The following is a 17239-nucleotide window of genomic DNA, read 5'->3' as shown; positions in this document are numbered from 1 at the left end:
CACCCGCTCAGTCCCGCCCCTTCGCAGCGAGTCCGGGCTCGCCCGGTCACTGCCGCCGTCTGGACGTTTGATTGGGCAAAGGCCTGCAGTTCACCTTCATCGCAACCAACGGATTTCACTGGAATTCACAAAGCAATCCTGATTTCCGAATAAGAGCCGGGACATGCCGGATGATCACTTCCGGATGGACACCAGATAGGCATTCAGGCATTCGCAGGCATTTTCCTCCTCTCCGAGACTGCGGTAGGCCAAGGTCTTCAGCAGGTAGCCCAAGGCTTGGCGCTTTCGCTCCTTTTCCAGGAGGAGATAGTCCTCTGCGGCTGCAAGGGACCGTTCATATTCGCCGGTCATAAGATACGCATAACTCAGGGACTCCGCGAAGCGAGCCTCCTCGGGAAACAGTGCCACCAGTGCTTTGAAAAGGGTGCGGGCCTTTTCTGCCTTTCGATGGGAAAGAAAAAAATAACCGAGCACAGCCAATGCTTCTTTTTCTCTTGGATTCATCGATCGATCCCGGGCGTTTCACCCCTTCAGCAGGATGTTCCGGCAGGCAACAAGGTACTCGTCGAGCATCAAATGCTCCTCCATCACGGCTATCGCCTCGCGTACACTTTTTCGGGACAGCTGCCGAAGCTCCCTGACGGACATTTCCCGCAGGGCGCGGGCGGCGCCTGCAATCGCCTCGCGGTAACATTCCGACCTCAAGATATCCGGTTCCAGGGTCACGGGTTTCATCGATGTCAGGAGGCGGGAATCCAGCGAATGGTCCGGGGAAATGCCTTCCAGGCGGCCGAGCGGCGGATCTTCACTCGGAACAGGCCGCGCAGCCGCCGGATCGAAGCGGACCTTTCCGGCGATGGGCCCGCCGTAGATCCTTTGCTGAAAGACGTTTTGAACGACATCTGAATGGTCTGGAATTCGAGGCATCCGTTTCTCTCCCCTGCTCGATGACCCTGGTGGTCACTTAAACGAAATTATGCTCCCTGTGCGTGCCCGGCTGAAAAGGCCATCGTAAACCGAGGTCCCTGCACAGGGTAGACATTCCAACAGGACGGTCGACTCCCCTTATCGGCAGCGGCGTAGTTGAAGCGCCTGCTCCTTTGCAATCTCCGAATCAAGCGCCTGCTGCAGTCCCTTTAATAATTCTTGCCGGCCTTGCATATCCTTGCAGGCCTTGAGGGGAATCTCCCAGGCCAGGTAACGCAATTCCCTCAATAAATCGATCCTCGCTGCCGCGCCACCAATCCCGAGGTCATTCAGGATAGCCAAAACCTCCTGGCTCCCGACCAATGGATCCATCGTCAACCCCATCAATTTGCCCATCAAGGCCCGCCCCGAACCGGCTGCCGGCTCATGGAATTGAGTCTGCATCCTTTTCATCAGGACTGTGCAGGCCCTTTGCGTATTCCCGAGGACCTCGAGATAATAAAGTTGGTCAATGATCGACCTGAGCTCTGCTCGATCTATCGAAGGTCCCCGAGACATCAGCTCGGCACCGGCTGCCTTGATGAGGAAATCCGTAGCCCGCTGAAAACCTTCTTCTCCATAGGCTTCCATCACTTCGCGGTAGGCCGAGTCGAGACCTGTGAAGCTGAGCACCGTGCTGCGATAAAAATCCCGCAGGCGCTGTACACCGGCCAATCCCTGCCCCGAAACCTCGAAGGCGGTTATGCTCGTGTTCAGCCCGGCCCGGACAGCCGGTCCCTGCTGCCGCACCAGGTTTTCCAGCGCTCCGTCCAAGGCGTTGCGCAGACCGCTCGATGACTCTCCTGCCACAGCGGTCGACTCCAGAGCATGCAGCAACACAGCGTATTGAATGGAAACATCCGTGAAATAGAGCCTTACAGCCGCAAGGATCTGCCCTGCACTCACATCCCGCAGCGACCCGAAGTGCGCCATGAATGCCTCAAGCAGCCTGCCCTTTTTGAAATCCGGCAGCCTTGCGAAGCAGTCCTCCGCCCCTTGCAGGAGTTCTGTTTGGCCGCTTGCCAACCGCACCGATTTACGCTCGGCGAGGCGCTTTTCGACCCGTTCGCTGAAAGCGAACGAGACCTCCTCTGCGGCCTCGGCAATCAGGGACTGGAAATCTTTAACCTGGACGACACGGCCCGCATGGTAACCCTCTACGGACCTCGGGGGCTCCGGGGCAGCCTCCCGCGCCGGCACCCCTTGCATGCTATGAGTCCCATCGACTTGTTCGAACATGGCCTCCGAAACCTTTTCCGCCCTTTGCCAGCGCTGTGTCAGGCCTTTTCTTCAGGCCGTTGAAATCTTGAACTACACCACTCTTCACGTAAAGTACCGATACACAAGACACCGACGCCGCCCAGGAGATAGGCGGAATACGCACGCCAATTCCGAAGCCACGCCCTGCACGCTTGGATGCATGACATCAACCCCGGGTGTGTGCATGCCTTGGATGGCCCCCTTCAGGTCCGTCCGATGTCTGAATGTTTCTCGGGGAGCCACCGGTGCCGAGTAACTGGGGGTTTTGCAAACTTGAAGCCATCACGCGGTCAAACAGGACACAAATTTGCTAAAAAACGAGAACCGGAGTGATCCCTGTCACATAACGCCGTTTTTGACTGCAAACAACCGGTGCCCCGCGGGCTGCCATGCGGCATCCCTGAACGTGCGGCAGAAGGTCTGGCAGACGGGCAAATGCATAGCAAACTGTGCGCAAGGCAGCGGGAATTGTGCGACGGATGCCCGGCTGCCAGGCTTCGATTCTTGGGGAAAGAAACGCTCGAATGGATTTTTGATGGATTGCAGACGAGCGACCCGTGGAGACCCTTATAACGATATTCGCTTCGGTCGATGAACGATAAGCGTGAAGCGGATCCGTTTCGCCCCCTGGGTCACCCCCCTGCAGCCGCTGTTCCGTGAAAAAGCGCTTCCGAAAGGGGAGGTTAGAATGTGATCTCTTTCAGGCAGTCCTGCAAAGGCTGCAGGGAGGGGTCGTCCTGGGCGGCGAGCCGCTGCTGGAGGGATGTCAGCGCAGCGGGGATATAGGCCTCGAAGAAACGCTTGCCTTTGATCTTGCTGAGAAAGGCGAAAGCCCCCAAGATCTGCAGGTTCCGCTGCAGGGCTAGCCAGGGATAGGCCGCGGCCACCCCTGCAACGGCTTCCGGGCGGAGGTGATCGAGCCGCTTCAGATAGTGCGCATAAACGCCGAGCTGCACCGCTTCTGACAGGGCCGCATAAGGGTCGATCAAGAGCGAAGCGAGATCGTACCCCAGGGGGCCGATCCGCCCCCCCTGCCAATCGATGAATCTCGGCCGATCCCCTGACCACATGATGTTGCGGGACTGGAAATCGCGGTGCAGGAAAAACCGGTCGCCCGACTGCAAGGCCCCCGACGCGATCCGGTCGAAGGCGCCCTTCAAGCCGGGGAGATCAAGGCTCAATCCGAGGTATCCCTGAAGAAACGCGCGCGCGAAGTATTCCGCCTCGTAAAAGGATGCCACATGCGCATCATAATAAGGCGTCTGACAGCACCATGCTGTCTGAAACCCTTTCGCACCGTTCAGCTGCATGTCCAGAAGCCGTTCCGCAACCTCGCAGTACAGCGGCAGCGGTGCAGCTCCGCCAAGGACCATTCCGTGCAAAGAGGCATCCCCCAAATCCTCCAGGGCAACCCACCCCGCCTCGAGATCGAAATCGAAGATCTCCGGCACGGGGGCTCCTTGCGCATAGAGGTGGCGCCCGATCTCGACGTAGGCTCGGTTTTCGATCCGGGCCGCTTCATCCGCCGGCGGGTTTACCATAATGACGCACCCGCGCCCGCCTGCAGCCAGAGACCTCAGGCGGCAGAACCGGCGGTCGGAACCGTCGCCTTTCAACAAGACGAAACGATCCGTATCAACGCCGCCCCCCTGCCGGTCCAAAAAGGCCATGACGGCCGATTCAACAAACATTTCCATAGCCGCTCTACCGGATTGCTCCGCACACCGGCTGGTCGATGCGCCTTCCCGCCGTCACGATGCTGTCCAGGACTTCGATGCCGGCAGCGACGCTGACCCCTTCCCACAACACGCTGCGGCCAACCACCGCCTCCGCCTCCAAAAGGGCCCCGGCGCCCACCACCGCCCAGTCCTCGAATCGCACCGTAGGATGCACCTGCGCACCCGGCCCCACGAATACCCGCCGCAATCCGACCCAATCGCGGTTGGCCGCCAGATACTCCGGGATGCTCCCGAGGTCCCGCCAGCGGTGGCCCGTGCTCAAAAATGCGCCCACTCCGCCCCCCTTCATGATCAGGCGGCGGTAGCAGGCGACGATGTCCGCGAAGCCGGGGCCCGGAATCCTTTCGATCAAGCGCGGATCGAGCACGTGAATACCCGTGAAGGCCAGCCGCCCCGGACGGGGAGCCGCCGCGATATCGACAATGTTGCCTTCGGCGTCAACAGCCACCTGGCTATAGGACTCGCACGCATGCAGGACCAGGGATGCCAACCTCCCGGCCTCACAATGGGCGCGGTAGGCGGCCCGGAGGTCGATGTCCGTCAGGATGTCGCCGTTCAGGACGATGAAGGGCTCGTCATCCCAGAAGTCCGCAATGTTTCGGATGCCGCCCCCCGTCCCGAGGATCTCCTTCTCGATCCGTACAGAGACGGGGATCCCCCACTCTTTCGCGCTCACATAGGCCTCGAGCTGCGCAGCCTTGTGGTGGGCGTTGATCACCACGGCCTCAGCGCCGTACCGCCTGAGATAATCCACATTGTAATCCAGAAGAGGCCGGTCTCCGACCGGTACGAGGGCCTTCGGACGGTGATCGGTCAGGGGGCGCAGCCTCGTGCCGAACCCGGCGGCAAGAATCATCGCTTTCATGGGTGTTTTTTCTGTTGCAAAATATCCTTCCACGGAAAAAAATCAGCCTTGGGCAACGCGGACTGATTCATTCCGAACCGGTTCCCAGACACAGATGCGCGATCCGTCCGGCAGGCCAAGGCTTGCCGGCTTTACGGAAGGCATCCCCAGGCATTTGCCGGTCGATGACCGAACCGACCCTTTCCCTGCGGCGGCAACCGGACCAAAGAGACGGACCGCCTTCATCCAACCCCATCAAAGGGACCTTCCATGAATCATTCCACCCTGGAATTGAACGAGATCACCCTTCGCATTGGCCGCCTGTTCATGGCGGGGATGCCCGGCACCACCCTCGATTCGGACACGGAGGCGCTCATCCGGAAGGCAGGCCTGGGAGGGGTCATCCTGTTCGCCCGCAATATCGAGGGCCCGGAGCAACTGGCCGCCCTGACGAACGATCTCCAAACAGCCGCGCTGGAAAGCCAGGGCACCCCGCTCTTCATCGCCGTCGACCAGGAAGGGGGCCGCGTCGCCCGCCTTCAGGCGCCCTTTAGTATGTTCCCGGGAAACGAGGCCATCGGCCGAAGCCCTCAGCCGGAGGAGGCCGCCCGCGCCTTCGCCCGCACCACCGCGCGTGAAATGCGCCTCGTCGGGCTCAACATGGACCTCGCCCCCGTTGTGGACGTCCGGCGCGGAGAGGCCGAGAAGCACCTCGCCGGGCGGACGTTCGGGGAAGATCCGGACCAGGTTGGGCGGCTCGGGAGCCTGATCATCCGCGATCTTCAGGCCAACGGCGTCATGGCTGTGGCCAAGCACTTTCCCGGCCTCGGACGGACCGGCCGCGACCCGCATCTGCAACTTCCCACCATCCCCCTTTCCCTCGCCGAGATGGAGACCGTCAGCCTGCCGCCGTTCGCCGCCGGCATCGCTGCGGGGGTAAGCGGCATCATGAGTTCCCATGCCGTCTATCCGGCGCTCGATGACGGCACACCCGCCACCCTCTCCCCGGCCGTTCTGACCGGGCTTTTGCGGGAACGCATGGGGTTCGACGGCCTGATCATCACCGATGATCTCGAAATGGGGGCCATCACCGGCTCCTGGGGGGTCGATGCGGCGGCCGAACGCGCCTTTGCAGCCGGGGCGGATATCCTGCTCATCTGCCGGAACCAGCAGCGGGTCCTTCAGGCCATCGACGCCGTGCAGTCGGCCCTCCTCGAAGGCAGGCTCTCCATGGAGCGGCTCCACGCAAGCAACCGGCGGATCAAGGCTGCGAAAGAGCGCTACATCAAAACGATCGGTCGGGTCTCACTCCAGGAAGTCCGCCGCTATTTCGCCTGAACTGAACGAATCCCAGCCGGAATCAACCGGGCTTGCGCCCTCACCCTGTGCGATGAAGAAAGGCTTCCTTATTCGATGCCCACAACGCATTCCGGCACATCTGTTCGCTGAATGACCCGTCCGGCTGAACAGCGTGCTGGAACATCCGGTTTGCGCAGGCTATTGAAAAACCGCCGGATGCAAGGCATGCGACAACCCGTGGAATGAAGCGCATAGAACAGTGCGCCGCAGCGGCACGGGATAAACTGATCGCAGCAGATGGGCGTTTTTCAACAGCCTGTCAAGGCCGGCGCGCTTCCCGGGGCGGGAGGGGCGACGCCCTCTTTCCCTGAGCAGATGGACCATATGGCCTCCAGCAGCGGGGCGACCTGCACACGGAAGGACTCGGGCTCATCGCGGCCGGGATCATGGAAGGGGATGTGCCCCAGATAAGGAATCCCCCCCAGTTCGGCGATGATACCAGGGCTCGTTCCGGCCGCTTCATCGGTCTCGTCCCGCGCCCCGTTCGTAACAAAGCCCAGCACAGGCAGCCCCCGCGCCCGAAGGGCCTCCAGGGTCAAAAGGGTGTGGTTGATCGTCCCCAAGACGGGCCGCGCGACGATGAGCGCGGGCAGCGCCGTCTCCTCGATCAGATCGAGGACGAGGTAATCCTGCCTGAGCGGGACCATGACACCCCCGATCCCTTCGACGACGATGGTCGAATACCGCCCGCGCAGCCTCCCGAAGGCCTCCCGGACCATCCCGAGATCGACCTCGCGACCCTCCAGGCGGGATGCCGCCAAAGGGGCGAGCGGCTTTTCGAAGCGAAGAGGACAGTGGAGTTCCGGCGGCATCTCTTCGCCCAGAAAGCGGGCGATCCAGGCCAGATCCTCCGACACGAGCCGTCCGTTTTCCATATAACAGCCGCTTGCGACCGGCTTGAAATACCCCGGGTTCAATCCCTTCCAGGCCAGATGCTGCATCAGAAGCCCCGAGACGAAAGTCTTGCCGACTTCCGTGTCCGTGGCCGTCACAAAAATTCCGTTTGCTTTCATCTTCACATCTCGAACCGACTGCAAAAAATCACCGGTAATGACCTCGCCGTCCGCCCGTGCGGCGGACGGACGTCTTCCTGGGTGAAACACGCTCGATCAGCTCCCCTGACGAAAGTAGTCCTTGATGGCGTAAACCAGACGGTCGACATCTTCCTGGCGATGGAGCGCGCTCAGGCTCACCCGCAGGCGGCTCTGACCCTCCGGCACGGTGGGCGGCCGGATAGGGGGCACGAAGATCCCCTCGTCCCAGAGGTAGGCTGAGAGCCGGACGGCCTCTTCCGCATCCCCGACCACCAGCGGGATGATCGGCGTCGGACCCTCGGCAAGAGAAAATCCAAGCGGACCCAGGGCATCGCGGAGATGAGAAGACAATCGATGCAAGTGTTTACGCCGGTTCGGCTCTTCGATAATGATCCGGATGGCCTCCGCGTTGGCCGCCAGGACGGACGGAGGCAGGCCCGTCGAATAGATGAGGGAGCGGGCGTGGTTCACCAGAAAATCCACCATCTGGGCCGATGCCGCGGCAAAGCCGCCGAGGCTTCCCAAGGCCTTGCTGAAGGTCCCCACCTGCAACGCCGACGGATCCTTCAGGCCGAAGTAATCGAACACCCCCCCGCCGTTCGGCCCGATCACACCGGTGCCATGGGCATCGTCCACCACGAGGAGCGCCCCGGACTCCCGGCTGAGGGCAGTGAGCTCGGGCAGAGGCGCCAGATCCCCATCCATGCTGAAGACCCCGTCCGTCACGATCATGACCCGCCCTCGGGTGGATCTGCCCCGGAGCAGCACCTCGAGGGCATGGACATCCCGGTGCGGATAGACGGCGATTTCGGCCTTCGAAAGGCGGCAGGCGTCGACGATGCTGGCGTGGTTGAGGGCATCGCTCAGGATGAGATCGCCCGGTCCCGCCAGGCTCGTAATCACGCCTACATTGGTGGCATAGCCGCTCGCGAAGACCAGCGCCGCCTCGACCCGCTTCAACTTCGATACAGCCTGCTCGAGGGTGCGGTACAAGGCGATGTTGCCGCTGATCAGGCGGGAGGCCCCGACGCCGGTCCCCCAGGCCCGGACGGCCCGAACGGCGGCCGTCTTCATGCGGGGATCGGCCGCAAGCCCCAGATAGTCGTTGGAGCAGAAGAGCAGCACCGACCGTCTGCCGACCTTGACGGCGGCACCCGGCGCGGAGTCCAGGATCTTCAGTTGGCGGTAAAGCCCCCTCTCCTTTAGTTCTCTAATCGTGTGGACGATATAGTCCGGCCACGGGAGCGGGCCACGGGGATCATCCGCAGACTTCACGAATCGCGTTCTCCAGTGCGTCGAAGATCCGGTCCAATTCCTCGATCGTCAGGGAAAGCAGCGGCATCAGAACAACCGTGTCCCCCAGATTCCGAAGAATCACCCCATGTTTGCGGACGGCCATGCAGACCTTGTGCCCGATCCGCTCCTCAACCGGATACGCGGAGTTTCCGGCTCGGTCCCGCACCAGTTCAACCCCGGCCATCATTCCCCGCTGCCGGACGTCACCGACCTGCTCGCCTTCGGCCAGGCGGTCCAGGCCGGCCTCGATCCGGGCGATCTTGGGCGGCAGGTTTTCGATGGTCTTGTCCGTTTGGAACAAATCCAGCGATGCGAGCGCCGCCGCACAGGCGAGCGGATTTCCCGTGTAGGTGTGGCCGTGGAAAAAGGTCTTGAGCTCCTGGTAATCCCCCCAGAACCCGTCATAGATCCGCTGGGTGGTCATAGTGGCCGCCAGGGGCAGGTAGCCTCCTGTGATCCCCTTGCCCAGGCACATGAAATCCGGCACAACCGACTCCTGTTCGCAGGCGAACATCGTCCCGGTGCGGCCGAACCCGACCGCCACCTCGTCCGCGATCAGCAGGACATCATACCGGCGGCAAAGCTCCTCGATCCGCTTCAGCAAGCCCGGCGGGAAGGGGAGGATCCCGCCCGCCCCCTGCACCAGAGGCTCCAGGATGAAGGCGGCGGTTTCGTCGGCGTAGGCCGTCATGAGGGCGTCAACCTCCGCCGCCAACCGCTCTGTGCCCCTTTCGAGGGGAATATCGTTTTCCTGGCAATAGCGGTAAGGGCATGGGGCTTTGACGCCGTTGAAGAGCAGCGGACCGTAGACCTGGTGAAAAAGATCGATCCCCCCCACGCTGACGGCCCCGATGGTATCCCCGTGGTAGCCCTCCCTGAGGCTCATGAAACGGGTCTTCTTTTTACGCCCCAGGTTCTGCCAGTATTGAAAGGCCATTTTGATAGCGATCTCCACGGCCGTCGAACCGCTCTCCGAATAGAAGGCCCACCGGAGATCCCCCGGCGTCAGCTGGGCTAGGCGATGCGCGAGCAGGGCCGCCGACGGGTGGCTCAAACCGAGCAGCGTCGAATGGGCCAGTTCCTGGAGTTGTGACGCAATAGCCTCGTTGATCTCGGTTCGTCCGTGGCCGTGAATGTTCGCCCACAGCGACGACACACCGTCCAGATAACGCTTTCCGTCCACATCGACGAGATAGTTGCCTTCGCCACGGGCGATCAGTAAAGGGGTCCCATCCGTCCACTCCTTCATCTGGGTGAATGGATGCCAGAGGTGCTGCTTGTCGTACTCGACCAGCTCATCCCTGGACGCTGAATACGTCAATGACATGATTCTTCCTTTCCGGGTCCACGGACATCCGCGGCCCCCGCCGAGCCGGCCGAAGCGCAAACCTCCGCACCCCTCCGGCATTTTCAGGGGAAGCGGTCTTCCCCGCCTCCGCGCAACGGCGGACCCGGCCGCTTCCTTCGGAACAAAGCAGCGCTACTTTATAGCCGCAAAGAGCAAAACTCAAGGGTCAATTCGGGGCGGGTACCCCTGCCGGGCTGGGCCAAGGTCAGTGCCCATCGCCGAGCGAGGCGAGCACCGGCCCGAGCTGATGGGCCTGGTCGGGCCCCCAGCTTCCCGCCGGGTACCGCAGGAGCCTCTCCGCCCGATTGCCGCAGGTCTCGCACCGATGCAGGATGGGCGTCAGGAAGGACCAGCAGAGTTCCACGCCGTCCTGACGCCAGAAGAGCATCTGATCCCCCAGGATGCAGTCGATGAGGACCTTTTCATAGGCCTCGAGGACCGGGCCCGTGTAATTCTGGTGATAATTGAAATCCATGGTCACCGTGCGGAGGCACACCTTGGCGCCGGGGTTCTTGGTCTGAAATGTGAGGGTGATCCGCTCCTCCGGGTGGATCCCGAGGACCAGCCGGTTGGCGGAAATATGCTCCCCCAGGACCTGGCGGAACATGGAATGAGGCACCTGTTTGAAGGCGATGGCGATCTCCGTCCGCTTGGCCTGGAGACGCTTGCCGGATGTCAGATAAAACGGGACCCCCTGCCACCGCCAGTTGTCGAGAAAAACCCGCATCATGGCGAAGGTGGGGGTCAGCGAATCGGGGCTCACCCCCGTCTCTTCCCGGTACCCCGGAACCTCCCGCCCGTCGAGCACCCCCGGTCCGTACTGGCCAAGGACCAGGTACTCATCGAGCCTGTCCACCGGAAAGGGCCTCAGGGCGCGGTAGACCTTCGCCTTTTCGTCCCGAACACGCTCGGCCTCGAAGATCGAAGGCGGCTCCATGGCCGTCAGGGTTAGGAGCTGCATCATATGATTCTGGAACATGTCCCGCAGGACGCCGGCCTCTTCGTAGTAGTCCGCCCTGTGCTCGACACCGAGGGTCTCGGCGGCGGTGACAGCGACGTAGTCGATGTAGCGGCGGTTCCACAACGGCTCGAAGATCGCATTCGCAAACCTGAACATCAAGATGTTCTGGACCGTCTCCTTGGCGAGGTAGTGGTCGATCCGGAAGATCTGATGCTCCCTGAAATAGCGGTGGAGGATTCCATCCAACTGCTCGGCCGACTCCAGATCGTGCCCGAACGGTTTTTCAACGACGATGCGGGACCAGCCGACCCCGTTCGAATCCTCTCCCGAAAGGCCGGAGCTGCCTAGCAGTTCGGCCGTCCAAGCATAGATCCCCGGCGGGACGGCCAGGTAGAAAATGCGGTTTCCCGCAGTGCGCGCCTCTCGATCGAGCGCGTCGAGGTCCGATCCGAGGGTCTTGAAGGCTGCAGGATCCCCGTAGTCGAGGACACGATAATGGAGCAGACGCGAAAACCCCTCCCATCGCGATCCCTTCAGCATCCCGGCGGACTCGAGCAGTTCGCGCGTGTAAGCCCGGAACGTCTCATCCGTCATCGGGGTCCTGGCGCAGCCCAGGATCGCGAAGGCCTGCGGCAGGCCGCCCTGCAGATAGAGGTTCCAAAGCGCAGGCAACAGCTTGCGCCCCGCGAGGTCCCCCGAAGCGCCGAAGATCACCAGCACGCACGGCTCGCCCGGCCCCTCCAATACACACATCTCCCTCGGCACCTCGAGATCCGGCGCACGCCCCTCGACCAGCGTCCTGTCCGCCTCTTCGAAAAAATCACTCATCCCGTCCAATGCCTCCACACCCATGAGCGAATTCCGCTTCGATCAATTCACGCTCCTTGCCATTTTGCCAGGCCCCTCCGCTGAAAATCAGACTGCAACGAAGACTTCCCAGGCCCAAGACCGCTTCTTCGAAGGCAAAAACCCATCATAATCGGCCTGAGCCCCTCAGGTCAATTCGCCTTGGTTTGACTCGCAGCCCTTCTGGTTGCTTCGGAAGAAAGTCCCTCCAATGCAAGGACAACCGCCTTTCGATATCGCTGAGAAACGAACAGGGCCATTGCCTGAGCGGTGAATCCGCGGGCCGCGGGAGGTAGGACCTTTAGACCCTCTGGGGCATCGTTATCATGTCTCTTTTGATGTTCGCTGTTGCCGGATTTTTATATCGAAAGCGCCAGCGCAGATCGTCATAGAAAGCACCATCAACCGATCTGATAACAATAAAAAGGGGACAGGCTGATTAGACCTGCCCCTTTTTGTTTGGTTTTTGATCTACTGCTCAGGTATGGGCGTTTTTCCCCGTGGTCTTGGAATGTCATTTTGTGTCATGCCCTCGAGGCGCTTGACCTTGTGAACGTCGAGCTTCAACCTTTGCACCCTGCGGACGCTACAGGCAGGATCAAACGGATTCATTCGCCGCCCTGTGAAAACCTGCAGAGCGCGCTCAGGCTGCGATCAGGCGAGGTCGAAGCGATCGAGGTTCATGACCTTGCTCCACGCGGCTGCAAAATCCTGCAGGAACTTTTCCTGGGAATCCTGACAGGCGTAGACTTCCGCCACGGCCCGAAGTTGGGAGTTCGCACCGAAAAGGAGGTCGACACGGGTGCCGGTCCACTTGAGATCGCCGCTTGCTCGATCACGGCCCTCGAACACGTCTTCGTCTTCCGAGACGGCCTTCCACGTCGTGCGCATGTCGAGCAGATTCACGAAGAAATCATTCGTGAGCGTCTCCGGCCGCTTGGTGAAGACGCCATGCTGAGATTGTCCGAAGTTGGCATTCAAGACGCGCATGCCGCCGAGGAGGACCGTCATCTCGGGGGCGGTCAACGTCAACAGCTGCGCCCGGTCGACCAGAAGTTCCTCCGCCGATACCGCGTATTTGGCTTTTTGATAGTTGCGGAACCCGTCCGCAATTGGTTCCAGCACGGAGAACGACGCCGCGTCGGTCTGCGCCTCCGATGCATCCGTACGTCCCGGCGTGAAAGGAACGGTCACGTCGGAGCCGGCATTCTTCGCCGCCTGCTCGACACCCGCGCACCCACCCAGGACAATCAGGTCAGCGAGTGAAACCTTTTTCCCGCCGGGCTGCGCGCTGTTGAACGCCTTTTGGATCTCCTCGAGGGTCTGCAAGACCTTCTTCAGTTGGGCCGGCTGGTTGACTTCCCAATCCTTCTGCGGGGCGAGGCGGATGCGCGCCCCATTCGCGCCGCCGCGTTTGTCGGAGCCACGGAACGTCGATGCCGACGCCCAGGCGGTCGCGACCAGTTGGGAGACCGTCAATCCCGAGGCGAGGATCTTGGATTTGAGGCCAGCCGCATCCTTTTCGTCGATCAGTTCGTGATCGACTGCGGGCACCGGATCCTGCCAGATCAGTTCCTCCGCCGGGACCTCCGGACCGAGATAGCGTGAGCGCGGGCCCATGTCGCGGTGCGTCAGCTTGAACCAGGCCCGGGCGAAGGCGTCGGCGAATGCCTCCGGGTTCTGCAAGTAGCGCCGCGCGATCGGCTCGTAGATGGCATCGTAGCGCAAAGAGAGGTCCGCCGTGGTCATCATCGGCCGGTGTTTTTTCGACGGGTCGTGCGCGTCCAGCACCATATCCTCTTCGTCCACATCCTTGGCCAGCCACTGATTCGCGCCCGCCGGGCTCTTGACCAGTTCCCACTCGTATTTGAACAGCACCTTCAGATAGCCCATGTCCCAGCGGGTCGGGTGCGGCTTCCAGGCGCCTTCGATGCCGCTGCTGATCGTATCGCCGCCCTTGCCGCTGCGGAAGCTGCTCTTCCATCCGAGCCCTTGCTGTTCGATGGGGGCAGCTTCTGGCTCAGGCCCCACATGGGACGCAGGACCGGCGCCGTGGCACTTGCCGAAGGTGTGGCCGCCGGCGACGAGCGCGACGGTTTCTTCGTCGTTCATGGCCATGCGCGCGAAGGTCTCTCGAACGTCACGGCCTGAGGCGACCGGATCCGGGTTGCCGTCCGGGCCCTCCGGGTTCACATAGATCAGCCCCATCTGAACAGCCGCCAGGGGGTTTTCCAGGTCGCGCTCACCGGAATAACGGCTCTTGGGCTTGTCGCTCGTAGCCAGCCATTCCTCTTCGGCGCCCCAGTAGATATCTTCCTCCGGCTCCCAGACGTCCTCGCGTCCTCCTGCGAAACCGAAGGTCGGCAGCCCCATCGACTCGATGGCACAGTTGCCGGCCAGGACCATCAAATCGGCCCAGGAGATTTTCCTGCCGTACTTCTGCTTGATCGGCCAGAGCAGGCGGCGCGCCTTGTCGAGATTCACGTTGTCGGGCCAGCTGCTGAGGGGGGCCAACCGTTGGGAGCCGGACCCCGCGCCCCCGCGGCCGTCGCCCATGCGGTAGGTGCCGGCGCTGTGCCAGGCCATCCGGATGAAGAGCCCCCCGTAGTGGCCCCAATCCGCCGGCCACCAGTCCTGCGAGTCGGTCATCAGCGCATAGAGGTCCTTCTTCACAGCCTGGAGGTCGAGTTTATTGAACTCCTCAGCGTAGTTGAACGCCTCACCCATCGGATTGCTCAGGTTGGAGTGCTGATGGAGAATCTTGAGATTCGGTTGGTTCGGCCACCAGTCCCGGTTCGACATCCCGCCGCCGGCAAAGAATTTGCCCGCCCTGCCCGTTGCCGGCTGTTTGCTCTCTTCATTCATCGTTGTCCTCCTTTTTTTCAGGCCTGCGTTTTTGCATTCATCAATCGTGCTGTGGAGGCTTGCATCGCCCCTGACAATAGAAAACGGACTGGGAATAAGAATAAGGAAAAGGTTCTGGGGTTGACGATCAAAGAAGTTGCAATGGATTTACAAATGAGAACTATTCGCAATTAAACACACAAACCCTGGATCCTGTCAATCCTTTTTCTGGCAATCCGGACAGAGACCAAAAAAATCCAGCCGATAGGAGGAGATTCGAAACCCGCTCTCGGCCGCCAGTTCCTGGGTCAGACCGCTCAGCGTATCCAGGTCCGGATCGAGGATTTTTTTGCACCGCGTGCAGATGAGGTGGGGATGGGGATAGGGGCGCCTCCCGTCATAGTGGCTGCCCCCATCGGGAAACGCCAGTTCGAGAGCCTCGCCAAGGGACTTGATCAGCATGATCGCCCGATAGACCGTCGCCTGGCTCACGCCCGGGAAATCATGCTGCAGTTCTTCACAAATTTCCTCGACCGAAGGATGCCTGTCGCAGCCCGCCAGGATACGGGCAACAGCGACCCGCTGCGGTGTAATCTTGTGCCCGTGTTCGCGGAGACTTTGGATGATCTGCTGGAGCCTTTCGTCGGGATCCACCAAGAATGAGGCCCTCCTTCCCGTACTTCGAACGTTGACAAACCGTGAAAACCTGGGCACCTAAACTTTAAGTTTATTACAGGATCCTTCGAAAAGGCCAGAAATAACGTGCACCGTGGTGCAAGGCCGCCGCGGGCCGGCATGTGCATCGCGGAGGCGAAAGATCGACGCCGCACCCGGCTCTCCTGCGAACGAAAAGGGGTCGGACCCGCTATGCTAATCGCAGGACTTCGCCCCATTCTCCTGAACATCGCCGGATTCGGGGACCATGGCTTGAGACATTTGACTTACTGGGGAGTGGGAGCCTAGAATAAATAGTTGTTTGGCGCCCCGCGCCTTTACTTCACACGCGCGTAGCGATAGTCAAAAGAGGACCAAAGGGAGAAGGCCGTGAAGTTCTTTCCGTCCATGCTGAGCTACTTCGTCCAGCGTGAGGGCGCCAAGCGCGACCTCCGCCAGTTGATCAAATTTCTGCTCGTCCTGACGGGTCTCGTCCTCGTCTACAGCATTTTGTTCCACTTTCTGATGTCCTACGAAGGAAAGGATTATTCATGGATCACCGGCATCTACTGGACGCTCACCGTGATGACCACCCTCGGTTTCGGCGACATCACGTTTCAGACGGATCTGGGCCGCGCCTTTTCGATCATGGTCCTTCTTTCGGGAGTGATCTTCCTTTTGACCCTCCTGCCCTTCACCTTCATCAAGTTTTTCTACGCCCCCTGGATAGAAGCTGAATCACGAAACCGCGCCCCCAAGGAACTCCCGCCGGAGACCTGGCATCACGTGATCCTCACCGCGTATGAACCGGTGACGATGGCTCTCATCGAAAAGCTGAAAAACCACCGACAGGAGTATGTGCTGATCGTGGACGATCTGCGCCGCGCCCTGGAACTCTATGACGAGGGCATCCGCGTGGGGGTCGGCAATATCGACGACCCGGAAACCTACCGCAGGATGCGCGTAAACCATGCCGCACTCGTCGTCGCAACCCATCAGGATGAAATCAATACGAACATCGCTTTTACTGTCAGGGAATTGAACGAACATGTCCCCATCATCACCACCGCCGATTCACCCCACTCGGAGGACATCCTGCAGATGGCCGGCAGTTCGAGGGTCTTCAAACTCCATGACATGCTGGGCCGCTCCCTTGCTGCCTGGACGATCGGCGGAGACTGCCGGTCGACCGTCATCGGCCGATTCGGTGAACTCATCCTGGCCGAATTCTCACCCTTCGCAACCCCCCTTGCCGGAAAAACCCTTATAGAAAGCCGCATCAGAGAGGAGTTCGGGGTGAGCGTGGCGGGAATCTGGGAGCGAGGGCATTTCAGCATCCCGAACGCCCAGAGCCAGATCGACCCGAACTCCGTTCTGGTCCTGGCCGGTTCGGAAAAGAACCTGGCCGCCTTCGACGATGTCTATTCCTTCTACCACGTCTGCCGCCTCACCGCGAATCCGGTCCTGATCATCGGCGGAGGACGCGTGGGGCAGACCGTTGCAGAACGGTTCAAGGAAAGGGAAATGCAATACCTGATCATCGAAAAGAATCCGCGCAGGGTGCAGGAGGGGGAGTTTTATGTCCTGGGAGACGCGGCGGATATCCGCACCTTGGAGAGGGCTTGGATCGAAAAGGCGCCCGCAGCCCTGTTGACCACCCACGATGACGCAACAAACATCTATTTGACGAAATACCTACGAAGCCTTCGGCCGGATATGCGCATTCTCAGTCGTGCAAGCCTGGATCGCAATGTGTCCACCCTTCACCGTGCAGGCGCGGATTTCGTCATGTCCTACGCCTCCCTGGGCTCCACCGCCATCTTCAACTATCTCAAGAATGAAGACACCCTGATGCTGGTCGAGGGGCTGAATGTGTTCCGTCTGCAGACGCCGCACATCCTGATCGGCAAGAACCTCGCCGAGTCGAAGATCCGTGAGAAAACAGGCTGTTCGCTCGTAGCCATCAAGGCCAACGGCGTCATGACCATCAACCCGGATCCGCTGACCCCCATCCAGGAAGACTCGGAGCTGCTGTTCATCGGAACCCACGAGGGCGAAAAAAAGCTGCTCGAATGGGTGCAGGGGTAG

13 protein-coding genes are annotated in these 17239 nt (G+C 60.9%); 2 read left to right on the top strand and 11 right to left on the bottom strand.

What is annotated here, in order from left to right; genetic code table 11:
* Positions 1–174: 174 nt before the first annotated feature.
* From sctY to H567_RS26850, 5 genes are all read right to left on the bottom strand, one after another.
* Complete coding sequence (sctY, locus tag H567_RS0102815) at positions 175–504, bottom strand: type III secretion apparatus assembly chaperone SctY (protein WP_153306026.1); 330 nt, start codon at positions 502–504, stop codon at positions 175–177.
* Positions 505–522: 18 nt separating this feature from the next.
* Entirely contained in the window at positions 523–927 is a 405-nt protein-coding gene (gene sctX / locus H567_RS0102810) for a type III secretion apparatus assembly protein SctX (protein ID WP_028320226.1), read from the bottom strand.
* 138 nt (positions 928–1065) lie between these two features.
* Entirely contained in the window at positions 1066–2205 is a 1140-nt protein-coding gene (gene sctW / locus H567_RS0102805; protein ID WP_028320225.1) for a type III secretion system gatekeeper subunit SctW, read from the bottom strand.
* Between the two features lie 704 nt (positions 2206–2909).
* The gene (locus H567_RS22770) at positions 2910–3923 is read right to left on the bottom strand and encodes an aminoglycoside phosphotransferase family protein (protein WP_051184427.1); all 1014 of its coding nucleotides are present in this window, start codon (positions 3921–3923) and stop codon (positions 2910–2912) included.
* A gap of 7 nt (positions 3924–3930) precedes the next feature.
* Positions 3931–4830 (bottom strand): nucleotidyltransferase family protein, encoded by a 900-nt coding sequence (locus tag H567_RS26850; protein WP_051184426.1) that lies wholly within the window; start codon positions 4828–4830, stop codon positions 3931–3933.
* A gap of 249 nt (positions 4831–5079) precedes the next feature.
* On the opposite strand from H567_RS26850, the gene nagZ reads away from it, so the two are divergent.
* On the top strand, positions 5080–6147 hold the full coding sequence (gene nagZ / locus H567_RS22760; protein ID WP_051184425.1) for a beta-N-acetylhexosaminidase: 1068 nt from the start codon (positions 5080–5082) through the stop codon (positions 6145–6147).
* A gap of 269 nt (positions 6148–6416) precedes the next feature.
* Here nagZ and bioD read toward each other — a convergent pair whose 3' ends face one another.
* The 6 genes from bioD to H567_RS0102755 form a co-directional block, all read right to left on the bottom strand.
* A complete protein-coding gene (gene bioD / locus H567_RS22755) occupies positions 6417–7181 on the bottom strand; it encodes a dethiobiotin synthase (RefSeq protein WP_153306025.1) in 765 nt (254 codons plus the stop codon).
* A 96-nt stretch (positions 7182–7277) separates the two neighbouring features.
* Positions 7278–8477: an 8-amino-7-oxononanoate synthase gene (bioF, locus tag H567_RS0102775; RefSeq protein WP_208598316.1), complete on the bottom strand. Its 1200-nt coding sequence runs from the start codon at positions 8475–8477 to the stop codon at positions 7278–7280.
* Positions 8461–9825 carry an adenosylmethionine--8-amino-7-oxononanoate transaminase gene (bioA, locus tag H567_RS0102770; protein WP_028320223.1) on the bottom strand — a complete coding sequence of 455 codons (1365 nt, stop codon included), beginning with the start codon at positions 9823–9825 and terminating at the stop codon, positions 8461–8463. The genes bioF and bioA overlap by 17 nt, the downstream gene beginning before the upstream one ends.
* A gap of 226 nt (positions 9826–10051) precedes the next feature.
* Positions 10052–11635 carry a glucose-6-phosphate dehydrogenase gene (gene zwf / locus H567_RS22750; RefSeq protein WP_084516846.1) on the bottom strand — a complete coding sequence of 528 codons (1584 nt, stop codon included), beginning with the start codon at positions 11633–11635 and terminating at the stop codon, positions 10052–10054.
* A gap of 672 nt (positions 11636–12307) precedes the next feature.
* A complete protein-coding gene (gene katG, locus H567_RS0102760; protein ID WP_028320222.1) occupies positions 12308–14518 on the bottom strand; it encodes a catalase/peroxidase HPI in 2211 nt (736 codons plus the stop codon).
* 195 nt (positions 14519–14713) lie between these two features.
* A complete protein-coding gene (locus H567_RS0102755; RefSeq protein ID WP_244155415.1) occupies positions 14714–15151 on the bottom strand; it encodes a Fur family transcriptional regulator in 438 nt (145 codons plus the stop codon).
* A gap of 390 nt (positions 15152–15541) precedes the next feature.
* Between H567_RS0102755 and H567_RS0102750 the strand changes: the two genes are divergently transcribed.
* Entirely contained in the window at positions 15542–17239 is a 1698-nt protein-coding gene (locus H567_RS0102750; RefSeq protein ID WP_028320220.1) for a potassium channel family protein, read from the top strand.

The organism is Desulfatiglans anilini DSM 4660 (assembly GCF_000422285.1).
GTDB classification, from domain to species: Bacteria; Desulfobacterota; DSM-4660; order Desulfatiglandales; family Desulfatiglandaceae; genus Desulfatiglans; species Desulfatiglans anilini.
The sequence above is the reverse complement of the archived record's forward strand: the minus strand, read 5'-3'. Positions and strand labels throughout refer to the sequence as shown.

Bases quoted from the DNA above. Each gene is read 5' to 3' on its own strand.
- H567_RS26850 (WP_051184426.1), bottom strand. From the start codon at position 4,830: ATGAAAGCGATGATTCTTGCCGCCGGGTTCGGCACGAGGCTGCGCCCC.
- bioD (WP_153306025.1), bottom strand. From the start codon at position 7,181: ATGAAAGCAAACGGAATTTTTGTGACGGCCACGGACACGGAAGTCGGC.
- H567_RS22770 (WP_051184427.1), bottom strand. From the start codon at position 3,923: ATGGAAATGTTTGTTGAATCGGCCGTCATGGCCTTTTTGGACCGGCAG.
- bioA (WP_028320223.1), bottom strand. From the start codon at position 9,825: ATGTCATTGACGTATTCAGCGTCCAGGGATGAGCTGGTCGAGTACGAC.
- sctY (WP_153306026.1), bottom strand. From the start codon at position 504: ATGAATCCAAGAGAAAAAGAAGCATTGGCTGTGCTCGGTTATTTTTTT.
- katG (WP_028320222.1), bottom strand. From the start codon at position 14,518: ATGAATGAAGAGAGCAAACAGCCGGCAACGGGCAGGGCGGGCAAATTC.
- nagZ (WP_051184425.1), top strand. From the start codon at position 5,080: ATGAATCATTCCACCCTGGAATTGAACGAGATCACCCTTCGCATTGGC.
- sctX (WP_028320226.1), bottom strand. From the start codon at position 927: ATGCCTCGAATTCCAGACCATTCAGATGTCGTTCAAAACGTCTTTCAG.
- sctW (WP_028320225.1), bottom strand. From the start codon at position 2,205: ATGTTCGAACAAGTCGATGGGACTCATAGCATGCAAGGGGTGCCGGCG.
- zwf (WP_084516846.1), bottom strand. From the start codon at position 11,635: ATGAGTGATTTTTTCGAAGAGGCGGACAGGACGCTGGTCGAGGGGCGT.